Genomic DNA, 22011 nt, shown 5'->3' on the forward strand with positions numbered 1-22011 from the left:
GACCCCGCCATCACGTTCCGTGCAACGCCATCAGGATGCGCTCGGGCGTGGCAGGGAGGTCCAATCCATCGACGCCGATGGCATCGACCAGCGCATTCCATACGGCAGTTGCCAGCATCAATGGCGGTTCGCCCACCGCCTTCGAACGGAAGATCGTTGCCTGCCGCGCCGGCGCGGCCGCCAGCAGGCGCACGCGGAAATCCGGCGGCGCATCCCGCGAACCGGGGATCTTGTAGGTGGACGGGCCCAGCGTGCGCTGCCGGCCCTCGGCATCCCAGAACAGTTCCTCGCAAGTCAGCCAGCCCTGGCCCTGCACGAAGGCGCCCTCGATCTGGCCACGATCGATCGCGGGGTTCAGCGACCGACCGCAATCCTGCACCAGGTCGGCACGCAGCACCCGATGCTCGCCGGTCAGCGTATCGACCACCACCTCCGCCACCGATGCGCCGTAGGAGAAGTAGAAGAACGGCTCGCCACGCATCGCCGCCGGATCCCAGTGGATGTCCGGCGTGCGGTAGAAGCCGGTCGCCGATAGCGACACGCGCTCGATCCAGCAGCGATGCGCTAGGTCACCGAACCCCATCGCGCGATTGTCGCCGGGCCGCGCGACCTGCACGCGGTCCTGGGCGAAGACGATGCTGTCCGGCGGCACCTCCCACAGCGCGGCGGCAACCTCGGCCATGCGCGTGCGGATCGCGACCGCGGCATTGTGCGCGGCCCAGCCATTCAGGTCCGACCCCGTGGAGGCCGCGGTCGGGGCCGTGTTCGGCACCTCGGCCGTGCTGGTCGCGGTGATCCGTACGCGTGCGAGCGGCACGCCGAACACCTCCGCCACCACCTGCGCGATCTTGACGTTGAGGCCCTGGCCCATCTCGGTCCCGCCATGGTTCAGGCGGATCGATCCATCCGTGTAGACATGCACCAGCGCGCCCGCCTGGTTGAGATGCCGGATGCCGAAGGAGATGCCGAAGGCCAGCGCGAAGGACCCGAGGCCCCGCCGCAGGAAGGGATGCGCGGCGTTGAAGGCGGCGATCTCCTTCCGACGCGCGTCCCAATCCGCATCCGCGCGACATTCCGCCCAGACGCGGCGGATCAGGTCGCCTTCCAGCGCCTGGCCATAGGGGGCCATGGCATCGTTCGCGCCGCCGGCGAAGTTGCGTTCCCGCACGTCTTCCGGCGCCAGTCCGGTACCGCGCGCGACGGCGCGGATCACATCCTCCATCAGCAGCACGCCCTGTGGCCCGCCGAAGCCGCGGAAGGCGGTGTGCGAGACGGTGTCGGTGCGCAGGGCCAGCGCGGTGATGCGCACATCCGGCACGTCGTAGCAGTTGAGCGCATGTGTCGCCGCGCGGAACACCACGCCGGGCGTGAGGTCGAGGCTATGCCCGCCATCCGCCGCCAGCGTCGCGTCCAGCGCCAGGATACGACCGGACGCATCGAAGCCCGCACGCCAGCGATACAGGAAGGGGTGGCGCTTGCCGGTCGCCGCCATGTCTGACTTGCGCGGCAGGCGCAGCTTCACCGGCCGCCCCGTGACGTGCGCGCCGAGCGCGGCGGCGGCAGCGACCCAGGAGGCGTTGCTCTCCTTCCCGCCAAACGCGCCGCCCATGCGCCGGCAGGTCACCGGCACGCGATTGTAGTCCATCCCGAGCACGCGGCCGACGATGTGCTGCACCTCGGTCGGATGTTGCGTGGAGGAGGTGATGGCGATCTCGCCATCCTCCCCCGGCACGGCCAGCGCAATCTGGGATTCGAGGTAGAAATGCTCCTGCCCGCCGGCGCGGAACCGGCCCTCGGCGTTGAGCGGCGCAGCGTCGATGGCGGCGGCGGCGTCGCCGCGCGCGATCACCTGTGGCGGCATGAGGTAATCCTGCCGCGCCAGCGCTTCCTCGGGGTCGATCTGCGCGGGCAGCGGCGTGATGTCCGGCCTGGTGGCGGCGGCCGCGCGCAGCGCCTCGTCGCGCGTCGGGGCGAGCACCATTGCCAGCGGCTGGCCGTGGTGACGGATCTCGCCATCGGCGAAGAGCGGCTCGTTGCCGCGGCCGGAGGGCGAGATGTCGTTCGCGGCGGGGATGTCGGCGGCGGTCAGCAGCATGACGCCGGGCGGTGCCGCGATGCGGTGCAGGGTGCCCCGCGCGACGGGGCTGAGCACCAGCGCGGCATGCAGCAGGCCGGGCGGTTCGGCGATGTCGTCGGCGAAGCGCGCGGCGCCGGTCGCGTGGCTGAGGGCGCTGTCGTGCGGGATCGCGGCGCCGGCGGTCATGCCAGGAACCTCGGTGCATGCGGTGCGGCCAGGGCGGTCACTTCGCCCGCCAGGCCCGGCGTGCGCAGCGCCATCCGCCGCAGCAGGTTGCCCAGCGCGATGCGGCGGTAGTCGGCGCTGCCGCGCAGGTCGGACAGCGGCGCGACCTCCGCTTCCAGTGCCTGCGCCGCGCGGTCCGCGGCGGCGGCATCGAAGGGCGCGCCCGCCAGCGCGGCCTCGGCGCCTCCTGCGCGCGCGGCCCGCGGCCCGCAGCCACCATGGGCGATGCGCGCGGCGGCCACTACCCCGTCGCGGACTTCCAGCAGCACCGACAGCCCGACCGTCGCGATGTCCTGGTCGTGGCGCTTGGACAGCTTCTCGCAGGAGAGGAGACTGCCAGGCGCGGGCCGCGGGATGTCGATGTGCGCGATGATCTCGTCCTGCGCCAGCGCATTCTGGCGGTAGCCGGTGAGGAACTCCTCGACCGGCAGCACGCGTTCGCCGCGCGGGGAGGCCAGCGACACCGTCGCGCCAAGCGCGATCAGCGGCGGCAGCGCATCGCCGATCGGGCTGGCGGTCCCGAGATTGCCCCCCAGGGTGCCCAGCGCGCGGATCTGCCGTGACCCGAGCCGGCGCAGCAGCCCCGCGACCGGCGCGAAATCCGCGTCCCGCGCGCAGGCCTCGATCAGCCGCGCATAGGGCGCCGCGGCGCCCGCATGGATGCCCTGCGCCGTCACCTCGATCCGCCGCAGGTGCGGCACGTTGAGCAGGCAGATCACGAGCGGCGGCGCCTCGCGATGGTCCGAGACGCGCAGGCCGAGATCGGTGCCGCCGGCCAGCAGCCAGGCATCGGGATGCGCGGCGCGGAGCGCGACCGCTTCGTCGACCGTAGCCGGCAGGAGGAAGCGTTGCGTCGCGGTGGCGATGGCGCGCGGCGGGTCCTGCGCCGGCGGCGGTGGCGTGCCGTCATCCGCCATCGTCGCCATGGCATCGAGGATCGGGCGATACCCCGTGCAGCGGCACAGGTTGCCGGCCAGCGCCTCATGCGCATCGCCGCCCTCGCGCGTCCAGGCCCAGGCTGACATGACGATGCCTGGCGTGCAGAACCCGCATTGCGTGCCGTCGTGTTCGGCCAGCGCGCACGGGACCGGATGCGCCGCACCCAGCCCCTCCACCGTGCGGATCGCGCGCCCCGCCACTTGGCCGAGCAGCATCAGGCAGGCATTGGCCGGGCTGCGGGATCCGTCCGCATCCTCGATCACCACGGTGCAGGCGCCGCAATCGCCTTCGGCGCAGCCTTCCTTGGTGCCGGGCAGGGCGCCGGGCCCGCGCAGCCAGTCGAGCAGCGTCATGGTGGGCGAAGTGTCGGCGGGCAGGGTCGTGTCCTGCCCGTTGAGAGTGAAGCGGATCCGGTCGGCCATGGGCGGAGCCTAGCAAGACCTGCGCCTGGGGCGCAGCCTCGCGAATCCCGCGCCGCGCCGGGGCTATTCCGTGGCGGCCTGCGCGCCGCGCAGCGGCCCCAGGATCTCCTCGTCATGCTCGCCCACCTTGGGCAGGCCGAGCCGCACGCCGAGGCGTTCGCCGGCGAAGGTCAGCGGCAATGCCGGGACGGCGCCGGGCCGGCCATCGGGGAGGGTGATGGGCAGCAGCCCGCCGCTCGCCTTCAGGTGCGGGTCGTCCAGCAGGTCCCACGGCCGCGCGATGCGCGAGAAGGGCAGGCCGGCGCGTTCGCACATCGCCTCCAGCGCCGCCACGTCGTGCTTCTTCAGCAGGGATTGCACCAGCGGGATCAGCGTGTCGCGCGCCCTGGCACGCTCGGTGTTGGTGGCATAGGCGGGGTCGTCCAGCACCGGTTCGGCCAACTCCCGGCGAAAGATCTCCCACTGCCGGTCGGTCACCACACCGACAAAAATCTGCTGGCCGTCGCCGGTCTCGAACACGTCATAGACGCCCCAGGCGCGGCGGCCGGCGGGCATGGGGGTGGGGTCCTGCCCGGTCATCGCCTGCTGCAGCATGGCGGTGGAGACCAGGAAGGCGGCGTTCTCGAACAGCCCGCTTTGCAGGTGCTGGCCGCGTCCTGTCGCATCGCGCTGGCGCAGCGCGCCCATGATGGCGATGGCGCCGAACATGCCGCCCATCATGTCGTTCACCGGCGCACCGGCGCGCAGCGGGCGGCCGGGCGGGCCGGTCATGTAGGCGAGGCCCGACTGCATCTGCACCACCTCGTCCAGCGCGGTGCGGTTCTCGTAGGGGCCGGGCAGGTAGCCCTTGAGACTCAGGTAGATCAGCCGCGGGTTGCGCGCCGACAGCGCTGCGTAGCCGAGGCCCTTTGACTCCAGCCCGCCGGGGCGGAAATTCTCCAGCACCACGTCGGCGGTGTCGATCAGGCGCTTCAGCGTCTCGATGTCCTCCGCGCTTTCGGTGTCGAGCTGCACGGATTTCTTGTTGCGGCTGAAGGCCGGGAAGAAGCCGGTGCCGGAGGAGACCAGGTAGCGCGTGCGGTCGCCCTTGCCGGGGGGTTCGACCTTGATGACCTCGGCGCCGAGGTCGGCCAGCACCAGGCCGCAGGTCGGGCCCATCACCATGTGGGAGAATTCGACGACGCGGATGCCGGCCAGGGGCAGAGGCGCGCGGGCGGGCTCTGCGCACCCTTCAGGGTCGTGGCCCTCGGGCGCGCTCATGCCGCGCGTGCCTTCGCCCGGAACGCCGTCAGCGATCCGCCGCGCAGCAACGCCGAGGGCAGGGTGCGGCCGAGCACGCGCTCCGCCAGGTGCCCCGCCGCGATCATCGCATCGATATCGATGCCGGTGGCGATGCCCATTTCCTCGCAGAGCAGCACCAGCTCCTCCGTCGCGATATTGCCCGGCGCGCCAGGGTGTCCAGCGAAGGGGCAGCCGCCAGCCCCGCCCACCGCGGCATCGAATTCATCCACGCCCATTCGCAGCGCGGCGAAGGCGTTCGGGATGCCAAGCCCGCGCGTGTCATGCAGGTGCAGCGAGACCTTCTGCGCCGGCCACCGCGCCCGCACGGCGCCGACCACGCGTTCGATCAGCAGCGGGTTCGCCCAGCCCATGGTGTCAGCCAGCGAGATGCGCTCGATCGCGCAGCCTGTCTCCTCCGCCAGCGCCATCGCATCGGCCACGGCGGCAATGGCCTCGGCGGGCGTGACCTCGCCGGCGAAGTTGCAGCCGAAGGCCGCCTGCACCGAGGCGCGCGTGACCGCCACGCCGGCGGACTGATGCGCGGCGATTGTCTCGCGCTGCGCCGCGATCTGCCCGGTACGGTCGCGGTTGAGGTTCTTCAGCGAAAACGCCTCGGACGCCGCGACGGTGATGGAGCCGTACAGCGACAGCCGGTCCTTGAACCCCAGCGCGCGAACCAGCCCCTGTGGGTTGAACCACAACGCCGTGTAGGACACCCTCGCCCGCGGCGTGAATCCGGCCACCACGGCATCGGCATCCGCCCAGCCGGGCACACGCTTCGGACTGACGAAGGATGCCACCTGGATGCGCGGCGCGCCGGTGGCCGATAGCGCATCGATCAGCGCTATCTTGTCGGCGGTGGGCACGGGCTGGGTGGCGATCTGGAAGCCCTCGCGCGGGCCTTCCTCGGTGATGCGCACGCTGCGCGGCAGGTCGCTCATGGCGGGGATCCTTCTCGGCTGCGGCGGAAGGCCACGGTCAGGTTGTTGGCGGGCATGGCGGTGATGGCGGGCGGGCCGAAGCCGGCGTCCGCCGCTGCCGCCACCACGGCCTCCAGGTCGCGCACGCCCCAGGCCGGGTCGCGCGCGCGCAGGCTCTCGTCGAACTCGGCGTTGGAGGACGCGGTATGCGCGCCGCCGTGCTTGAAGGGGCCGTACAGGACCAGGGGCGCACCGGCCGGCAGGATGCGCGCGGCACCGCTCACCAGGCCTTCGCAGGCGACCCAGGGCGCGATGTGGATCATGTTGATGCACAGCACCGCATCGGCCTGCGCCAGCGGCCAGTCCGCTGCGGCGGCATCGATCGCCAGCGCCGGGCGGATATTCGCCACGCCGGCGCACCAGGCATCGATGCTGGCGCGCGCGTCGGGATCGGGGTCGCTGGGCTGGAACGCGAGGTCAGGGAATCCAGGCGCGAAATGCAGCGCGTGCTCGCCGCTGCCGCTGGCGACTTCCAGCAGCAGCCCGCGCGCCGGCAGGATGCCGCGCAGAACCTCCAGGATGGCGTCGCGGTTGCGCGCGACGGCCGGGGCTTCGCGGCGCGCATCCGTCATGGCCGCAGGCGTTCCGGCGCCAGCGCGGCATAGACGTCGCCGCTGTTCGCCTCATGCGGCAGCGCGGCGATCCAGGCGGCCATGGCCTGCGCGCCGATGGGCGCCGCATGCGCGAACTCCATGCCCTCGCCGAGGCACGCATTGAAGGCGCGATAGCCGAGCGCATCCAGCAGCACCAGGCATTCCGCCGCCACGCCGCGCTGGATGGTGGTGAATTCGAAGGACAGCGCGCGCGGCGGCCGCGTCAGGCCACGCAGCACGGCGGTTTCGAATCCTTCCACGTCGACCTTCACGAAGGCGGGCAGCCCGTGCTGGAGGGCCAGCGCATCGAGCGTGGTGACGGGTCGCGCGATCTCGGCATCCCAGCGCTGGCCCTCCCAGCCGGCCGCGCCGTCGGCGGCGGCGATGAAGGCCTCGCTGGCGGTCGCGACGGTCGGGTTCGCGGTGTTGAGCCGCAGCACGGCCTCACCCGGCTGCGCGCCGCACAGCGCCGGCACCAGCGTGAAGCCCGCATCGCCGCGGAACAGTAGGCGCAGTGCGCGCGCCAGCCGCGGTTGCGGCTCCAGCGCCACCACCCGCGCGCCGAGCCTCCGGAACGACGCGCTCCGGTCGCCGACATGCGTGCCGACATCGAAGGCGAGGTCGCCGGCGCCGAGGAAGCGCGCATAGAACGCATCGAGCACCGCGGCGCGCCCCGGAGCATAGTAGGTGCGCAGCGAGGCACCGACCGCACGGGCGTAGCCGGTCATGCGGCGCGCGCCGGCTTGAGGTCGACCAGCGGCGTGCCATCCACGCAGTCGAGCCCGCGTACCGTCACGCCATCCGCGTCCACCGCCACCACATCCACCACCGAACTCGCGATCGGGTTCGGCCGGTTGGGCGACCGCAGCGCGAAGGTGCCGGACGGCGCGCGCTCCTTCGGGGCCTGCACCAGCAGGTCGCGCCGCGCGAGGTGCATCCAGTACAGCACTTCCAGCCGATCCCCGGCGCTGATGCCGCGTAGCGCGGCGCGCCAAGGTCCCTCGATCTCGATGCGGCATTCGGGCCCGTCCGGTGCGCCCCGGCGCGGGCATTCGGCGCGCGTCGCGAAGGGCGTGCGGATAAGCCCGATGAAGGCGATCGTGGCATCGGCACGCGAGGCGTCGCCGCCCTCGACCTCGCCGGGGCGGGTGGCGTGCCAGGTGCTGGCGTCGTGCGCCCCGTTCACGCGAAGACCACCGCCGCGCCGGCGGCGAATTCGGGCGGCACCATGATCCCGCCCGGCGCCGTCACCGTCGGGATGCCGTCCAGCACCCGGCGCACCGCGGCGCCGCCATCCGAGGTGCGCACCACGATCCCGGCCATGTAGGGCGAGACCGGGGCGCGAACGCCCGGCAGCACCTCGGGCAGCGCCGCTTCGGGCAGCACGCGCACGCGGGTTTCCATCACCTCGGCGAAGGGGCCGGCGGCGCGCGCTGCACCCGGCAGGCGCAGCAGGAAGCCGCCGGCGGGGTCGGGTTCGACCGGCAGGCCCGACACGCGCGACAGGCGCGCGGCGGTCTCCGCCGGTTCGGCGGCGCACAGGATGGCTTCCTCCAGCGCCACCGCATTGTTCGCGTGGTCCATCCAGCGTTCCTGCCAGACCAGTTCGGGCGTCAAATGCCGGATCAACTGCACGCGCCCTTCCGGCGGGTCGGGGAAGGGCAGGCGGGCGAATTTGGCGATCGGCCCGCCGGCCTCCACCGGGCGTTCCAGCCAGGCCACGCCCGGGATGTCGATGCCCGCGGCACGCATGCGCGCAAGGTTCGCGTCCTCGTCCGTCATGGCCAGGGCGAGGATGTGCATGCCCGGATAGCGTCCGAGGAAGCGGTTCAGCGTGTTGTCGAACAGCGCGGGGTCGAGGATCGCAATGAGCTCGATATAGCCGTGCCTGAGGAAGGCGCAGCGGTTGCCCGAACCGAACTTCTCCACCGGCAGGTCGGGCTTGCGCCGTCCGGATTGCTGCGCGACGGGGCTGAGCGCGAAGCCGAGCCGTTCATAGGCTGCGCACATCGGCGCGAGGTCGCGCGCGGCGATGCCGACATGATCGAGGGCGACGGCGGTGTTCATGCGGGATTCTCGTATTTGTCGAGCAGCCAGGCTGCGGGCTCGGCCGCGGCATCCGCGTACCAGCGTTCCACCAGCGGATGCGCCCGCACCGCCGCGACATAGCCGCGCGACGTCGCCGACAGGTCCGGCCCCCAGGTGATGAAGCGCGTCACCACCGGCGCATACATCGCATCCGCCGCGCCGAAGGCACTGCCGAACAGGAAGGGGCCGCCATGCGCGCCCAGCGCCTCGGCCCAGATCGCCTCGATGCGCGCGATGTCGGCCAGCGCCTCGGGCGTGCGGCGCTGGCCGGGGAAGGTCCGGCCGATATTCATGGGCATCGCCATGCGCAGGCCGCGGAAGCCGGCATGCATCTCGGCGGCGATGGCGCGCGCATGGGCGCGCGCGGCGCGGTCGGCCGGCCAGAGCGCTGGGGCGTGTTCGGCGCAGTATTCGCAGATCGCGAGGCTTTCCCAGACCCGCGCGCCCTTGTGCTCGAGGTAGGGCACCAGCCCCGCCGGCGTCGCCTGCTGGATCGCGGGCGTCGTGCCGCCGGCCAGGGGGATGACCGCCTCCTCGACATCCAGCCCGGCCAGGCGCACCGCCAGCCAGCCCCGCAGCGACCAGGACGAATACCGCTTGTTGCCGATGACCAGGCGACCGTCAGCCATGCCCGCGCCCTCCTCCCGGCGCGGGCGGACCATGCCATGGGCGCGTGCCGTGGCGAAGCCCGCCTGCCCCGCCCGGCGGTGAGCCCGCTTGCCCATATGCCCGCCAGGGTGTTGTTTCACCGCCTGCCGATCGGAGCCGCCCCATGAACGAACTCAGCGTGCCGCGTCCCAATTCGCTGGACGCCTACTGGATGCCCTTCTCGGACAACAAGTATTTCAAGGGCGACACCTCGCGCATGCTCGCCCGCGCAGAGGGCATGTCCTATTTCACGCCGGAAGGTCGTGAGATCCTGGACGGCACCGCCGGACTGTGGTGCTGCAATGCCGGCCATGGCCGGCGCGAGATCACCGAGGCCATCCAGAAGCAGGCCGCGATCCTGGATTTCGCGCCGACCTTCCAACTCGGCCACCCGATCGCCTTCGAGGCCGCCTCCCGCGTGGCGGACATGACGCCCGAGGGGCTGGATCGCGTGTTCTTCACCAATTCCGGCAGCGAAAGCGCGGACACCGCGCTCAAGATCGCGCTCGCCTACCACAAGGCACGCGGCGACTCCTCGCGGGTGCGCCTCATTGGCCGCGAGCGCGGCTATCACGGCGTCGGTTTCGGCGGCATGTCGGTCGGCGGGATCGGGCCGAACCGCAAGCAGTTCGGCGCTCTGCTGCCCTATGTGGACCACCTGCCGCATACCCACCTGCCGGCAAAGAACGCCTTCAGCCGCGGCGAGCCGCCGCACGGCGCCGAACTGGCCGACGTGCTCGAGAACCTGGTCGCGCTTCACGGCGCCGAGACCATCGCGGCGGTCATGGTCGAACCCGTCGCGGGGTCCACCGGCGTGCTGGTACCACCCGTGGGCTACCTCAAGCGCCTGCGCGAGATCTGCGACCGGCACGGCATCCTGCTGATCTACGACGAGGTGATCACAGGCTTCGGGCGCCTCGGCACGGATTTCGGCGCCGAGCGCCTGGGTGTCGTGCCCGACATCATGACCATGGCCAAGGGCCTGACCAACGCCGCGGTGCCGATGGGTGCGGTGGCGGTGAAGAACGGCATCTATGACGGGATCGTGCAGGGCACCTCGGCGGGGATCGAGTTCTTCCACGGCTATACCTATTCGGGCCATCCGCTGGCCGCCGCGGCCGCGATCGCGACGCTCGAATTGCACAAGACCGAGGACCTGCCCGGCCGTGCCCGCGCCATCGAACCCTATTGGCAGGATGCGGTGCACAGCCTGAAGGATGCGCCCAACGTCATCGACATCCGCGACATCGGCCTGATCGGCGGCATCGAACTGGCGCCGCGGGCCGGCAAGCCGGGCCAGCGCGCCATGGCGGTGTTCCGCCGCTGCTTCGATGCCGGCGTGCTGGTGCGCGTGACGGGCGATATCGTGGCGCTCTCGCCGCCGCTGATCATCGAGAAGCCGCATGTGGACCGCCTGGTCGGCACGCTCGAAGATGCGATCCGGGCCGAGGCGGCCTGAGACCTGGCAATGACGGACGATTCCGCGCCGCTCTGCATCCTGCTGGTCGACCCGATGCCGGGCACCCGCGTGACCGTGCAGGTCATGCTGGAGGATGCCGGGCACGAGGTGCTGCCCGTTTCCGACTGGGGGTCCGCGGAGGACCTGCTGCTGCGCACCGACGTGCAGGCGGTGGTGATGGCGCTGGTCGACGACGGAAGCGCCGCCTTCGAGGCTGCCGGCCGGCTGCGCGACAGGCTGCCCCCGCAGGGCGACCTGCCGCTGGTTGGCTACACCACCGGCCTGCGGCGCGGCGAGGAGGACGACGCGCTGGACGCCGGGTTCGACGTGCTGCTCGTGCGCCCCTTCGAGGATGCGGAACTGGCCGAGGCGCTGCGCCAGGCGGCGCACGACCGGACCCCGCCTCCCAAGCTCGACCCCGCGCGACGCGCGGCGATGCGCGCGGCCATGGGGCCGGCCGCACTTGCCGCCGCCGACGACGCCGCAATGGCGGTGCCCGCGGGCCTGCTGGTGCCGATCTATTCGAACGGCGCGACCGCCGCGGAATACGTGGCGGCGGGCGAGGCGATCGCGAGTGCGATGGCCGATGTCGGCGCCATCGCCGCAGAAGCGGCCGCGCGCCGCCTGGCCGAGGCGCCGGAGCAGGGCAGGCGCCTGGTCTATCCGCTGATGTCCGCCGTGGTCGCCGCGCGCGTGGCCCTGCGCACCGACAGGATGACCGCGGCCCGCGAAGACCCCATATGGGGGGCAAGCGACACACCCCCTGGAGAATCCCCGTGAGCGAGACATCCGCGCGCGCCCCCGTGCCCGTGACCGTCCTGACCGGCTATCTCGGTGCCGGCAAGACCACGCTGCTGAACCGCATCCTCACCGAGAACCACGGCCGCAAGTTTGCTGTTGTGATCAACGAGTTCGGCGAGCTCGGCGTCGACAACGACCTGGTGGTCGATGCCGACGAGGAAGTCTTCGAGATGAACAACGGGTGCATCTGCTGCACCGTGCGCGGCGACCTGATCCGCATCCTGTCGGGCCTGATGCGCCGGCGCGACCGCTTCGACGGCATCATCGTCGAGACCACGGGCCTGGCCGATCCCGCCCCGGTGGCGCAGACCTTCTTCGTCGACGAGGACGTGAAGCGCGCCACGAAGCTGGATGCGATCGTGACGGTGGTGGACGCGAAGCACCTGCCCGCGCGCCTGGCCGACAGCTCCGAGGCGCAGGAGCAGATCGCCTTCGCCGACATCGTCGTGCTGAACAAGATGGACCTGGTCAGCACGGCGGAAGCTGAGGAGGTCGAACGCCGCATCCGCGCCATCAACCCCTATGCCGAGATCCGCCGCGCCACGAAGTCCGACGTGCCGATCGACGCGGTGATCGGGCGCGACGCCTTCAACCTGGCGCGCATCCTGGAACGCGAACCCGAATTCCTGTCGGGCGAGGACGACCACGAGCACGACAGCGCGGTGAACAGCGTCTCGTTCGAAGTGGACCGCCCGATCGACGCGGAACGCTTCAACGCCTGGATCACCCAGGTGCTGGCCGCCAAGGGCCAGGACCTGCTGCGCACCAAGGGCATCCTGCACTACGACGGCGACAGCCGGCGCTTCGCCTTCCAGGCGGTGCACATGATCGCCGATGGCGACTTCATCGGCGAGGCGAAGGAGTCCGACCCGCGCCGGTCGAAGATCGTCTTCATCGGGCGCGACCTGAACCGCCCATGGCTGCGCCGCGGCTTCGAGGCCTGCCAGGCCGGCGAGGACCAGGCGAAGATCGAGGCCGAGATCGCCCGCTGGAACGTCCCGGCTGGCTGAGGCGCTCTCCGGCATGACCGCGATCACCCGCCTGCGCGTCGGCGACGAGGCCTTCCTCGTCGCCGCGACGATCGAACGCTGCCCGAAATCCATGATGATCCGGGAGCTGCTGCAGAACGCGCTCGAGGCCGCGGCCACGGCGCCGCAGGGCGACCGTCGGGTGGAGTTCTCGGCGGTCAGCGTCGACGGCGCGCGCAAGCTCGCGATCTGGAACACCGGCCGCGGCCTGACGCCGGACGAACTGTACCGGATGTGCGACATCGCCGCGTCGATCAACAAGGAGACGGGGCTCGACGCGAATTTCGGCATGGGCGCCAAGGTGGCCGCCCTGCCGTCGAACCGGCACGGGCTGCGCTACCGGTCCTGCCGCGACGGGTCGGTGCACGAGGTGATCCTCGGCAAGCGCGACGGGGTCTATGGCCGGGTCCACCAGCCTGGGCCGCGCGGCACGCCGACCGAGATCATCGAGGCGACCGCCGCAGCTCGCGCCGAGGGCCGCGAGACCGGCCAGGACTGGACCGAGGTGGTGCTGCTCGGCAACCGCCCCGACCAGGACACGGTCGCCGACCCCTATGGCGGGCAGCCCCGCAGTGCGCCGAATTGGCTGGCTGACACCATTGCCAGCCGGTTCTTCCGCTTTCCGGCCGGCATCCAGGTGACGCTGCTGCCGGGCGCTCGCCCGGGCCAGGCCGCCGCACGGACCCTGCGCGGCACCGAACGGCGCCTCGCGGCCCTGGAGCACCACGAACGCGTCGCGGTGCCCGGCGGCATCGCGATCCACTATGCCTACGATCCGCACGCGACCGAGGGCGCGGGACAGAATCCGGGGCGGCAGGGCGCGGCCCGGTCCACCGAGGGGATGGCCGCCATCGTCTTCCGCGGCGAGATCTACAACCTGCTGCGCGGGGCTTTCTGGCGGCGCGAGGCGCCGAGCTTCGGCATCCCGACCGGTGCGCGGCACGTCTCGGTGGTCATCGAGCTGCCGGCGAACCATCCGGTGCAGCTCGAGGGCTATCGCGAGTTCCTGCGCTATCGCGCGGACCTGCAGCGCCAGCTCCGGCTGCTTGACTTCGCCGCCCTGGCCGCCGAGCACCTGCCGTCCTGGCTAAAGGACATCCTGGACCGGAACTCGCCCTCCGCCAGCCTGGTGGTCGATGCGCGTTTCGCCATGGAGGAGCTGCTGCGCCAGCTTGGCGTGACCCGCCAGCGCCGCGCGCGCATCGTCGCGTCCGCGGCGGACCCCGCCGCGCCGAAGCCGGCCGCCGAGACCGCTGCGGCCGCGCCCGACGCCGCACCGCCCCCGGCGAAGACCGAGGACGACCCTGCCGCGCCGCCCCAGCTGCTGTTCGAGACGGCGCCCGAGATCTTCCTGCTGCGCGAGCCGGCCGAGATCGCCGATGGCGGGCTGACGCACCGTGCCGCCTGCTACTACCCGGAAAGCCATCAGCTGCATGTGAACCTGGCCTACCCGGCGGTGACGACGCTGGCGCGGATGCTGGCAGGTGCGCAGGACGGCGAACCGGTCGCCCCGGCGGCGCTGATGGTCGCGGAACGCTTCACCGTGATGCGCGTGGGGCGCGCGCTGGTGCATGCGCTGGCCAAGCGCGGCCATCCGCGCGAATGGAACGAGGCACAGCTCCGCACGTTGTTCTCGCGCGAATGCCTGACCCTGGCGGCGGACGACGTGCATGCCGGGCTGACCGATGCGCAGGCCGCGTATCGCGACGCCGTCGCGGTGCCTGGCGGGGAGGCGTGATGTGGCACGCGCGCCCATGGCCCTCGCGGCCCCATCGCGCCATACAGGGCGCATGACGAGGAGCATGGCATGAGCAGCACCACGGCCGATTTCCTGCTCGACTCCCGCGGCCGTGCGCAGGATCTCGGCGCCTGGGTGGTGGGCGCCGCCTTCGGCCGCGACGGGCGCGCCGCCTTCGCGCTGGGCGACGGCACGGTGCGCCTGGACGATGGCTGGCGCAGCGTCGCCGCACATGACGGTGCCTGCCTGTCGATCGCGCCCGATGCGAAGGACGGCGTCATCACCGGCGGCGACGACGGCCGGCTGATGCGCACCGCGCCGGACGGTACCGCGACGCAGATCGCGAGCTATGGCAGCAAGTGGGTTGATCACGTGGCCGCGCACGAATCGGGCCTGCGCGCCGCCGCGGTGGGCAAGGCGGTTCACCTGCTCGATGGCAAGGGCGCGGCGTTGAAGTCGCTCGCGCACCCGTCCACCGTCACCGGCATCGCCTTCGACGCCAAGGGCAAGCGCGTCGCGGCCTCGCACTACAACGGAGCGTCGCTGTGGTTCGTCGCGGCGAAGGAGGACAAGCCGCGGCTGCTTGAATGGAAGGGCAGCCACACCGGCGTGCTGGTCAGCCCGGACGGGACGCATGTGGTGACGTCCATGCAGGAGAACACGCTGCATGGCTGGCGGCTCGCGGACGGACAGCACATGCGCATGGCGGGCTACCCGTCCAAGACCAAGTCCTTCGGCTTCACTGCGAAGGGGCGCTGGTTGGCCACGGCGGGGGCGGATTGCGTGGTGCTGTGGCCCTTCTTCGGCGGCGGACCGATGGGCAAGGCGCCGACCGAACTCGCCGGCGGCGATGGCGTGCTCTGCACCGTGGTCGCGTGCCATCCCACGCAGGAGGTGGTGGCGGCCGGTTTCGGCGACGGGCTGGTGCTGATCGCCGATGTCGCCTCGGGCCGCGTGGTGCCGGTGGCGGCGCCGCGCGGTTCGGCGGTCTCGGCGCTGGCCTGGGACGATGTGGGCGGGCTGCTCGCCTTCGGAACGGAAGCCGGCTTCGCCGGCGTGGTGGATTTGACGAAACGATGACCGCACCGATCCTGACCACCCCCCGCCTGCGCATCCCGCGCATTGGCCTGGGTACCTGGGCGCTGCGCGGGGCCGAGGCGCAGCGCGCGGTCGAATCCGCTATCGGGCTCAGCTACCGCCACATCGACACGGCGGCGATGTACGGCAACGAGGACGCGGTGGGCGCGGGCATCGCCGCCTGCGGCCTGCCGCGCAGCGAAATCTTCCTGACCACCAAGGTCTGGTGGACGGAGCTCGCGCCGGACGCGCTGCGCGCCTCGGCCGAGGCGTCGCTGAAGCGGCTGGGCACGCCCTATGCCGACCTGGTGCTGATCCATTGGCCGTCCAAGGGCATGGACCTTGCGGCGTCGCTCGGCGCGCTGGCCATGCTGCAGGCGGATGGGCTGGCGCGCGCCGTGGGGGTCTCGAATTTCCCGCCGGGGCTGCTCAAGCGCGCGCTCGATCTGGGCATCGCCCCGATCGCGGCCCTTCAGGTCGAATGCCATGTCTACCTGTGGCAGGAACAGCTGGCGGCGCTGTGCCGGCAGCATGGCCTGGCACTGACCGCCTATTCGCCGATCGCGAAGGCGCGGGTCAACGACGACCCGGTGCTGCAGGGCATCGCCGCGAAGCATGGCGCCACACCCGTGCAGGTCGCGCTGGCCTGGCTGCTGGCGCAGGAGAATCTGGTCGCGATCCCGAAATCGGGCCGGCCCGAGGGCCAGCGCGACAACCTGGCCGCCGCCGCGCTGCGGCTCGATGCCGCCGACCTCGCCGCCATAGCAGCCTTGCCCAAGGATCGCCGCCTGGTGAATCCGGACTTCGCGCCGGACTGGGCCGCCTGACCGGGGCCGGGGGTGGCAGGCCCCCGGCCGCCCATGCTTGATTGCGCCCGTTCAGATGCTGGAGCGATGACCATGGCCGAACGCGACGACGACGAGGAATTCGACCTCGGCATCAGCCTCGAATCCGTGGCCGCGATCGTCGATGCCGCCCGCGCCGTGCAGGAAGGCGAGGAAAGCGGCGCCGTCGCGCGCGACGAGGAGGACGAGGAGGGCCTCGAGGCCGAGGATGACGAGAACATGGACGAGGACGCGCTGCGCGCGTTCATCGCCGAGTTGAACGAGGACGAGCAGGCCTCGCTGATCGCCCTCGCCTGGGTCGGCCGTGGCGACTATGCCGGGCCAGATTTCGAGGAAGCGCGCACGCTGGCGAAGGAACGCAACATCCGCGACCCGGCCGAATACCTGCTCGGCATCGACATGCTGGGCGACATGCTCGAGGAAGGTCTCGCGGAACTTGGCCTGTCGCTCGAGGATGCGGACGGGTCGTGAGGGCAGCCCCCGTCCTTGTCCTCTTGGCGCTGCTGGGCTGTTCCGCGCGCGATTCGCAGCGTGCGGAGGACGGTCGCGAGCAACTGGTCGGCCTGCGCGCCGACGATTTGCGCCTGTGCGCCGGCGTACCGAACCTGACCGCGCAATCGGCGGGCGGGGATTTCTGGACGTATGACCGGTCGCCGCCCGCTTCGGGCGTCTCCGCGCCGGTGCCGGTGATCGGCGGGTCGCTCAGTGTCTCGGCCGGGTCGACCTGCCGCGTCACCTTCCAGCTGGTCGACCAGCGCGTCACGCGCGTGGGCTATGCCGCGGCGTCGGACTTGCCGCTGTCGCAGAATGCCGCCTGCGCGCCGGTGGTGCAGGGCTGCCTGCGGCTGGTACAGGACGGCGCCGTCAGGCGCGAATAGGCCCGGGCAGCCCGGCGATCTCGCGGATCAGCTTGCGCTTCACCGCCATGCCGAAGCTTTCGAAGTCCTCCGCCACGATCATGAAGTGGCCGGGCCCGCCGATCACGTTCTCGCGGTAGTAGTCATCGAGCGGCACCGGGGGCAGGCGGCCGAAGGTGGGCCGGTCGTTGATGATGGGCAGGCCGTTGATGGTGATGCCTTCGGCCAGCGCGGCGTCGCGCTGCTGGTCGGCCGGCGGGCCGGAATTGTTCACCCCGTCGCCCGAGACGTCGATCACTTTGCGCGTCGCTTCCCAGGGGCACTCCGCCATGACCTGGCGGGAATGGCGGATGGCGCCGGAAATGGACGTCCAGGACAGCGAGGCGCGCGGCGCCGCGGCCAGTTCCTCCGCCCAGGCATCGGCATCGGCCTGGGCCGCGATGCGCCGCCAGGGGATGACGGTGCGCTGGTATTCGATGCCGGCCCATTCGACATAGGCGATGCCGACCGCGCCGATCATGCCGCCGCGGACCGCGGCCACCACCACGGGGTCAGACACCGCGACGCGATAGCCCTCGCGCTGCAGCCGGGCTTCGTCCTCGTCGATCGACCGCGAGACGTCCACCGCCAGCACGAGCGAGACGTCGACCGCATCCTCCGCCCGGGCGGAACGCAGGCCTGCCGCGACTCCGGCGGCGGCCAGAAGGGTCCTGCGACGCATCGAGGGCTCCGTTGCTGCGGGGCCTCATGCTGGCGCGCTGCCGCGCCGGAATTCAACTGTTCCGTGCAGCGATTACAGGTTGGTGAGAACCACGCCCGCCGCGCGGCGCGCATCATCCTCGGTCATGTAGGGATGCATCGGCAGGGACAGCACCTGCTGGCTGAGCGCCTCGCTCACTGGCAGTGGCGGCGGGCCGTTGCCGCCGATCGACCCGGCATGGGCCGCGGCATAGGCCGGCTGGTGGTGCAGCGGCTTCGGATAATAGATGCCGCTGCCGACCTGCGCCGCGCCCAGCGCCGCCTGCACCCGCGCGCGCGCCGCCGCATCCGGCAGGCGGATGGTATAGAGGCCATAGGCGTTCTCGGCGCCCTCGCGCGCCACCTGGATGCCGACACTGCCGGCGAGCGCATCGTCATAGGCCGCGCCGAGGCGCCGGCGCTGCGCCAGTTCATCCTCCAGCAGCGTCATCTTGGCGCAGAGGATGGTGGCCTGGAGCGTGTCGAGCCGGCCATTCATGCCGGTGCGCTCGACCTCGTAGCGCGTCTTGCCTTCTCCATGGGTGCGCAGCATCCGGTACTGCTCGGCGCGGTCGGCATCGTCGGTCAGCAGCGCGCCAGCATCGCCATAAGCACCCAGCGTCTTGGTCGGATAGAAGGACAGCGCCGCGGCATGGCCCCAGCGGCCCAGGCGCTGGCCGTGCAGCGATGCGCCGAAGGCCTGTGCGGCGTCGTCCAGCGCGAACATCTGCTCGGCCGCGCAGATCGCCTCGATCGCGCGCCAGTCGGCCGGCAGGCCGAACAGGTCCACGCCCACCACCGCGCGCGGGCGCAGCCGGCCCTCGCGCTTCACCAGCGCGATGCGGCGTGCGAGGTCGGCGATGTCGATGTTGAAGGTCTCGGCCTCGACATCCACGAAGACCGGCGTGGCGCCCAGCACCAGGGGCACCTCGGCGGTGGCGGTATAGGTGAAGGCCGGCAAGAAGACCGCGTCGCCGGGGCCGACCCCTTCCGCCATCATCGCGATCTGCAGCGCATCGGTGCCGGAGGACACGCCGACCGCATGCGCCACCCCCGCGAAGCGCGCGAGCGTCGCTTCCAGTTCCGCCACCTCGGGGCCGTTGATGAAGCGGCCGCTGTCCAGCACGGCGGCGATCCGGCGGTCGAGCTCGGGGCGGATCAGCGCCTGCTGCGCCTTCACGTCGAACAGGGCGATGGGTCGGTCGGTCATGCGGGGCTGAGCCTTCGTGGTGTCGCGGGCACGCGCGGTGCGTCCCATAGGGCAGATTGCTGCGGGCTGGAATCGGGCGGACGACGGTGGCGCATCTGCCGCACGGTCTAATCCCCCCGGTCGCGTCGCGCGAAATCACCCTTCTTGTCGGCGTGCAACGGGCGGGGCGCAGGGAACTTTCGCGCTCCGGCCGCGTTGACCCCGCACGGGCACGATCGGCCCGCCGCGAGGAGACGCCGGACATGACCCGCATCGCCGCTGCCCTGTTCACCTGCGCCGCCCTGGCCTGGCAGCCTGCCGCCGCGCAGAACGTGGCGCCGATCGGCGACGCGCAGACCGCCGGCGCGCTGGGCGCCGTCTGCGATCCGGCCTGGGGCGGCGTGCCGCGGCTCGAAGCCATCGCCTATTGCCAGGGCTTCCTGACCAGTTTCGGTCAGTACCACGCGCTGCTGCACCCGCGCGGGGCGCCGCCCTTCTTCTGCCTGCCGACGCCGGGGCCGACCATCGCCCAGTCCGGTGTCGCTTATGCCGCCTGGGCGCGCGCCAACCCGCAACATGCGGACGAACCCGCGCTCCAGGGCCTGCTGCGCTGGGCCCGCGCGACCTACCCGTGCCCGCGCTGAACCCGAGGGAGAAACGAGCCATGCGCCGATATCGCCACATGCTGGTCCTGGCCGGCGGGCTCGCGCTCGCGGGCTGCGCCGAGGGTGGGCTGACGCCCACGCAGCAAAATATCGGGATCGGCGCGCTGGGCGGGGGCGCGCTTGGCGGCGTGGTCGGGTCGTTCAGCGGCAATGCCGGGCTGGGGGCGCTGATCGGCGCCGGGCTCGGCGGCGTGGGCGGGTATGTCTACGACCAGTCGCAGCAGCCACGGCGCGACGACCGGCGCCGCGGCTATCGCCAGCGCGACCCCTACGGCTACTGAAGGCGCTCGCGGGTCCCGGTGGGGCCGGCCGCCGCCGTCCCATCCGGGGCATGCGCGAATTCCGGCACAAGGCGCGAGAGCTGCTGGAGCGCCGCGCGCGGATTGCCGGCGCGGCCCGCTGCGGCAATCTCCCCGATGGCACGGCCGACCAGGGCAGGGTCGGCGGTGCGCGGGGTTGCCACCATCAGGCCGGGGAAGGCCGTGGGGCGCGGGGGTTCCTGGCCGTGGAACAATTCCTCGAACAGGCGCTCGCCGGGGCGCAGGCCGGTGAACCGGATTTCGACATCATCGTCCGGGCGCAGCCCCGCAAGGCGGATCATGCGGCGCGCCAGGTCGACGATCTTCACCGCCTCCCCCATGTCGAGCACGAAGATGGCGCCCTCGGCCAATTCGGGGGGCATGTTGTCGGGGTCGGTGGTGCCGACCACGCTGGCCTGCAGCACCAGGCCGACTGCCTCGCGCACGGTCATGAAGTAGCGACGCATGTCGGGGTGCGTGACCGTGAGCGGCCCGCCGCGTTCGAGTTGCCGGCGGAACAGCGGCACGACGGAGCCGGTGGACCCGAGCACGTTGCCGAACCGCACGGTGATGCAGCGCATGCCGCCACGCGCGGCCCTGGCTTCGACATCAAGCGCCTGGCAGTACATCTCTGCCAGCCGCTTCGACGCGCCCATCACACTGGTCGGGTTCACCGCCTTGTCGGTCGAGATGAAGACCATCGCCGTGGTGCCCACCGCGCGCGCCGCATCCGCCACGATGCGCGTGCCGAGCGCATTGGTCAGCAGCCCTTCCAGCGGGTCGTTCTCGACCATCGGGACGTGCTTGAGCGCTGCGGCATGGAACACGAGTTCGGGGCGGATCTCCTCGAACAGGCGGCGGATGCGGGCCTCGTCGCGGACATCGGCCAGCACGGCGCGGCGGGCGACCTCGGGGTGCTTTTCCCGCAGTTCCAGGTCGATCTCATAGAGCACGTATTCGCCGTGATCGAGCAGGGTCAGGCTGGCCGGGCCAAGGGCGGCGACCTGCCGCGCCAATTCGCCGCCGATGGTCCCGCCGGCACCGGTGACCAGCACGCGGCGGCCCTGCACCAGCCGCGCCATGCCCTCGCGGTCGAGCGGCACCTGCGGGCGGTCGAGCAGGTCCTCGATCGACACCGGGCGCAATTCGACGCGCTGCGAATCCTCGCCGGCGGGTGCAAGCGTGGTCGGCGCGGGGGCGCGGCGCACCGGCACGCCATGGCGGTCGGCGGCGTCCAGCACGCCCTCCAGCGCCGGCCCGGACAGGCCCGAGGCGAGAACGATGACCGATGGCAGGCGCCCCTCGGCGCGCAGTGAATCCAGCACGGCCTCGGTGTCCTCGACCGTGCCGAGGATGGGCGTGCCTTGCATCCGCCGCCCGGCCTGGCGCGCCCGCAGCGACAGGATGCCCGTCACGCGATAGGGCGCGCGCCGGTCATGCGCCAGGGCGCGCATGAACACGTCGGTGCCTTCTGCCGCGCCAACCAGCAGCACGTTCTGCGCATCCGGTGCGGCGTCGCTGGCATGGCGCGCGGCCTGCAGCAGTGCGGCGACCCGCCCGCCCACCAGCAGCACGGCCAGCGCCGCGGCGTGCAGCACCGGGAAGGCCGGGTTGGGCGGCCGCCAGGCGCCCACCAGGTGCAGCCCGGCGGCGAACAGCGCCGCAGCCAGCACGGCCGCGCCGGCCACCGCCAACAGGTCCCGTAGCCCGGCGAAGCGCCAGTATTGCAGCGGCAGGCGCAGCGGCGCACCGGCCAGAGCCAGCGCCAGCACCGCCCCCGGCAGCGCCCCTGCCCACCATGCCGCGGGCGGCCAGGCGCCGGGCGCCGCCGCCCAGACCGCGGCCGGCAGGGCGGCCAGTGCCAGCAGGCTGTCGAGCGCGAGGTTCAGGACGACGCGATGGGAAGGGCCACGGGCCATGCACGGCCTATAGACCACGTTCGGGGCGGGCGGAATCGCGGATCGGGGTCAGGGCGGCGCGGCGCCCTATTGGCCCGATCGGCCGGTGGCTTGATCCGGGTGCCATTCGGGTGCCGGATGGCGCCAACTGCACCGCGTGCCTG

Annotated in this window: 22 protein-coding genes; 10 read left to right on the forward strand and 12 right to left on the reverse strand. The window is 71.9% G+C overall.

Going from position 1 to position 22011, the window contains the following annotated elements; translation table 11 throughout:
* Window positions 1–10 precede the first annotated feature (10 nt).
* The 9 genes from xdhB to MWM08_RS02580 form a co-directional block, all read right to left on the reverse strand.
* Window positions 11–2263, reverse strand: a complete 2253-nt coding sequence (xdhB, locus tag MWM08_RS02540; RefSeq protein WP_244457905.1) for a xanthine dehydrogenase molybdopterin binding subunit — start codon at window positions 2261–2263, stop codon at window positions 11–13.
* Window positions 2260–3663: an FAD binding domain-containing protein gene (locus MWM08_RS02545; RefSeq protein ID WP_244457906.1), complete on the reverse strand. Its 1404-nt coding sequence runs from the start codon at window positions 3661–3663 to the stop codon at window positions 2260–2262. The genes xdhB and MWM08_RS02545 overlap by 4 nt, the downstream gene beginning before the upstream one ends.
* A gap of 63 nt (window positions 3664–3726) precedes the next feature.
* Window positions 3727–4923, reverse strand: a complete 1197-nt coding sequence (locus tag MWM08_RS02550) for a CaiB/BaiF CoA transferase family protein (protein ID WP_244457907.1) — start codon at window positions 4921–4923, stop codon at window positions 3727–3729.
* On the reverse strand, window positions 4920–5885 hold the full coding sequence (locus MWM08_RS02555) for a hydroxymethylglutaryl-CoA lyase (RefSeq protein ID WP_244457908.1): 966 nt from the start codon (window positions 5883–5885) through the stop codon (window positions 4920–4922). Before MWM08_RS02555 ends, MWM08_RS02550 begins: the two co-directional genes overlap by 4 nt.
* Window positions 5882–6496, reverse strand: a complete 615-nt coding sequence (locus MWM08_RS02560) for a DUF938 domain-containing protein (protein ID WP_244457909.1) — start codon at window positions 6494–6496, stop codon at window positions 5882–5884. Before MWM08_RS02560 ends, MWM08_RS02555 begins: the two co-directional genes overlap by 4 nt.
* Window positions 6493–7245 (reverse strand): FkbM family methyltransferase, encoded by a 753-nt coding sequence (locus tag MWM08_RS02565; protein WP_244457910.1) that lies wholly within the window; start codon window positions 7243–7245, stop codon window positions 6493–6495. The genes MWM08_RS02560 and MWM08_RS02565 overlap by 4 nt, the downstream gene beginning before the upstream one ends.
* Window positions 7242–7703: a tRNA (N6-threonylcarbamoyladenosine(37)-N6)-methyltransferase TrmO gene (tsaA, locus tag MWM08_RS02570; protein ID WP_244457911.1), complete on the reverse strand. Its 462-nt coding sequence runs from the start codon at window positions 7701–7703 to the stop codon at window positions 7242–7244. The genes MWM08_RS02565 and tsaA overlap by 4 nt, the downstream gene beginning before the upstream one ends.
* The gene (locus MWM08_RS02575; protein ID WP_244457912.1) at window positions 7700–8584 is read right to left on the reverse strand and encodes a VOC family protein; all 885 of its coding nucleotides are present in this window, start codon (window positions 8582–8584) and stop codon (window positions 7700–7702) included. Before MWM08_RS02575 ends, tsaA begins: the two co-directional genes overlap by 4 nt.
* Complete coding sequence (locus MWM08_RS02580; protein ID WP_244457913.1) at window positions 8581–9234, reverse strand: glutathione S-transferase family protein; 654 nt, start codon at window positions 9232–9234, stop codon at window positions 8581–8583. The genes MWM08_RS02575 and MWM08_RS02580 overlap by 4 nt, the downstream gene beginning before the upstream one ends.
* Before the next feature lie 143 nt (window positions 9235–9377).
* On the opposite strand from MWM08_RS02580, the gene aptA reads away from it, so the two are divergent.
* The 8 genes from aptA (at window position 9378) to MWM08_RS02620 (ending at window position 17079) form a co-directional block, all read left to right on the forward strand.
* Entirely contained in the window at window positions 9378–10712 is a 1335-nt protein-coding gene (gene aptA / locus MWM08_RS02585) for an omega-aminotransferase AptA (RefSeq protein WP_244457914.1), read from the forward strand.
* A 9-nt stretch (window positions 10713–10721) separates the two neighbouring features.
* Complete coding sequence (locus MWM08_RS02590) at window positions 10722–11492, forward strand: response regulator (protein WP_244457915.1); 771 nt, start codon at window positions 10722–10724, stop codon at window positions 11490–11492.
* Window positions 11453–12523, forward strand: coding sequence for a CobW family GTP-binding protein (locus tag MWM08_RS02595; protein WP_423816008.1), 1071 nt, complete (start codon window positions 11453–11455; stop codon window positions 12521–12523). The genes MWM08_RS02590 and MWM08_RS02595 overlap by 40 nt, the downstream gene beginning before the upstream one ends.
* 13 nt (window positions 12524–12536) lie before the next feature.
* Window positions 12537–14279 carry an ATP-binding protein gene (locus tag MWM08_RS02600; protein ID WP_244457917.1) on the forward strand — a complete coding sequence of 581 codons (1743 nt, stop codon included), beginning with the start codon at window positions 12537–12539 and terminating at the stop codon, window positions 14277–14279.
* Between the two features lie 69 nt (window positions 14280–14348).
* Window positions 14349–15359: a WD40 repeat domain-containing protein gene (locus tag MWM08_RS02605; protein WP_244457918.1), complete on the forward strand. Its 1011-nt coding sequence runs from the start codon at window positions 14349–14351 to the stop codon at window positions 15357–15359.
* Window positions 15356–16183 carry an aldo/keto reductase gene (locus tag MWM08_RS02610; protein ID WP_244457919.1) on the forward strand — a complete coding sequence of 276 codons (828 nt, stop codon included), beginning with the start codon at window positions 15356–15358 and terminating at the stop codon, window positions 16181–16183. Before MWM08_RS02605 ends, MWM08_RS02610 begins: the two co-directional genes overlap by 4 nt.
* A 66-nt stretch (window positions 16184–16249) precedes the next feature.
* Window positions 16250–16672 (forward strand): DUF3775 domain-containing protein, encoded by a 423-nt coding sequence (locus MWM08_RS02615; RefSeq protein WP_244457920.1) that lies wholly within the window; start codon window positions 16250–16252, stop codon window positions 16670–16672.
* Window positions 16669–17079, forward strand: a complete 411-nt coding sequence (locus MWM08_RS02620; protein WP_244457921.1) for a hypothetical protein — start codon at window positions 16669–16671, stop codon at window positions 17077–17079. The genes MWM08_RS02615 and MWM08_RS02620 overlap by 4 nt, the downstream gene beginning before the upstream one ends.
* Here MWM08_RS02620 and MWM08_RS02625 read toward each other — a convergent pair.
* Both MWM08_RS02625 and MWM08_RS02630 read right to left on the reverse strand, forming a co-directional pair.
* Complete coding sequence (locus MWM08_RS02625) at window positions 17066–17779, reverse strand: DUF1194 domain-containing protein (RefSeq protein WP_244457922.1); 714 nt, start codon at window positions 17777–17779, stop codon at window positions 17066–17068. The two genes, MWM08_RS02620 and MWM08_RS02625, sit on opposite strands and share 14 nt — an antisense overlap.
* Before the next feature lie 72 nt (window positions 17780–17851).
* Window positions 17852–19006, reverse strand: a complete 1155-nt coding sequence (locus tag MWM08_RS02630) for a DegT/DnrJ/EryC1/StrS family aminotransferase (RefSeq protein ID WP_244457923.1) — start codon at window positions 19004–19006, stop codon at window positions 17852–17854.
* A 242-nt stretch (window positions 19007–19248) separates the two neighbouring features.
* Here MWM08_RS02630 and MWM08_RS02635 point away from each other — a divergent pair, with 242 nt between their 5' ends.
* Window positions 19249–19629, forward strand: a complete 381-nt coding sequence (locus MWM08_RS02635; RefSeq protein ID WP_244457924.1) for a Rap1a/Tai family immunity protein — start codon at window positions 19249–19251, stop codon at window positions 19627–19629.
* 20 nt (window positions 19630–19649) lie between these two features.
* Window positions 19650–19931, forward strand: coding sequence for a glycine zipper domain-containing protein (locus MWM08_RS02640; protein WP_244457925.1), 282 nt, complete (start codon window positions 19650–19652; stop codon window positions 19929–19931).
* On the opposite strand, the gene MWM08_RS02645 is transcribed toward MWM08_RS02640, so the two are convergent.
* The gene (locus MWM08_RS02645; RefSeq protein ID WP_244457926.1) at window positions 19925–21868 is read right to left on the reverse strand and encodes a polysaccharide biosynthesis protein; all 1944 of its coding nucleotides are present in this window, start codon (window positions 21866–21868) and stop codon (window positions 19925–19927) included. The genes MWM08_RS02640 and MWM08_RS02645 overlap by 7 nt on opposite strands.
* Between the last annotated feature and the right edge of the window lie 143 nt (window positions 21869–22011).

Source organism: Roseomonas fluvialis (assembly GCF_022846615.1).
In the GTDB taxonomy this organism is placed as follows: domain Bacteria; phylum Pseudomonadota; class Alphaproteobacteria; order Acetobacterales; family Acetobacteraceae; genus Neoroseomonas; species Neoroseomonas fluvialis.

Coding starts and splice junctions, on each gene's coding strand:
- MWM08_RS02605 (WP_244457918.1), top strand. CDS start 14,349: ATGAGCAGCACCACGGCCGATTTCCTGCTCGACTCCCGCGGCCGTGCG.
- MWM08_RS02630 (WP_244457923.1), bottom strand. CDS start 19,006: ATGACCGACCGACCCATCGCCCTGTTCGACGTGAAGGCGCAGCAGGCG.
- aptA (WP_244457914.1), top strand. CDS start 9,378: ATGAACGAACTCAGCGTGCCGCGTCCCAATTCGCTGGACGCCTACTGG.
- MWM08_RS02640 (WP_244457925.1), top strand. CDS start 19,650: ATGCGCCGATATCGCCACATGCTGGTCCTGGCCGGCGGGCTCGCGCTC.
- MWM08_RS02635 (WP_244457924.1), top strand. CDS start 19,249: ATGACCCGCATCGCCGCTGCCCTGTTCACCTGCGCCGCCCTGGCCTGG.
- MWM08_RS02555 (WP_244457908.1), bottom strand. CDS start 5,885: ATGAGCGACCTGCCGCGCAGCGTGCGCATCACCGAGGAAGGCCCGCGC.
- MWM08_RS02560 (WP_244457909.1), bottom strand. CDS start 6,496: ATGACGGATGCGCGCCGCGAAGCCCCGGCCGTCGCGCGCAACCGCGAC.
- MWM08_RS02545 (WP_244457906.1), bottom strand. CDS start 3,663: ATGGCCGACCGGATCCGCTTCACTCTCAACGGGCAGGACACGACCCTG.
- MWM08_RS02595 (WP_423816008.1), top strand. CDS start 11,453: ATGGGGGGCAAGCGACACACCCCCTGGAGAATCCCCGTGAGCGAGACA.
- MWM08_RS02600 (WP_244457917.1), top strand. CDS start 12,537: ATGACCGCGATCACCCGCCTGCGCGTCGGCGACGAGGCCTTCCTCGTC.
- MWM08_RS02565 (WP_244457910.1), bottom strand. CDS start 7,245: ATGACCGGCTACGCCCGTGCGGTCGGTGCCTCGCTGCGCACCTACTAT.
- MWM08_RS02615 (WP_244457920.1), top strand. CDS start 16,250: ATGACCATGGCCGAACGCGACGACGACGAGGAATTCGACCTCGGCATC.
- MWM08_RS02580 (WP_244457913.1), bottom strand. CDS start 9,234: ATGGCTGACGGTCGCCTGGTCATCGGCAACAAGCGGTATTCGTCCTGG.
- MWM08_RS02610 (WP_244457919.1), top strand. CDS start 15,356: ATGACCGCACCGATCCTGACCACCCCCCGCCTGCGCATCCCGCGCATT.
- MWM08_RS02590 (WP_244457915.1), top strand. CDS start 10,722: ATGACGGACGATTCCGCGCCGCTCTGCATCCTGCTGGTCGACCCGATG.
- MWM08_RS02575 (WP_244457912.1), bottom strand. CDS start 8,584: ATGAACACCGCCGTCGCCCTCGATCATGTCGGCATCGCCGCGCGCGAC.
- MWM08_RS02550 (WP_244457907.1), bottom strand. CDS start 4,923: ATGAGCGCGCCCGAGGGCCACGACCCTGAAGGGTGCGCAGAGCCCGCC.
- xdhB (WP_244457905.1), bottom strand. CDS start 2,263: ATGACCGCCGGCGCCGCGATCCCGCACGACAGCGCCCTCAGCCACGCG.
- MWM08_RS02645 (WP_244457926.1), bottom strand. CDS start 21,868: ATGGCCCGTGGCCCTTCCCATCGCGTCGTCCTGAACCTCGCGCTCGAC.
- MWM08_RS02625 (WP_244457922.1), bottom strand. CDS start 17,779: ATGCGTCGCAGGACCCTTCTGGCCGCCGCCGGAGTCGCGGCAGGCCTG.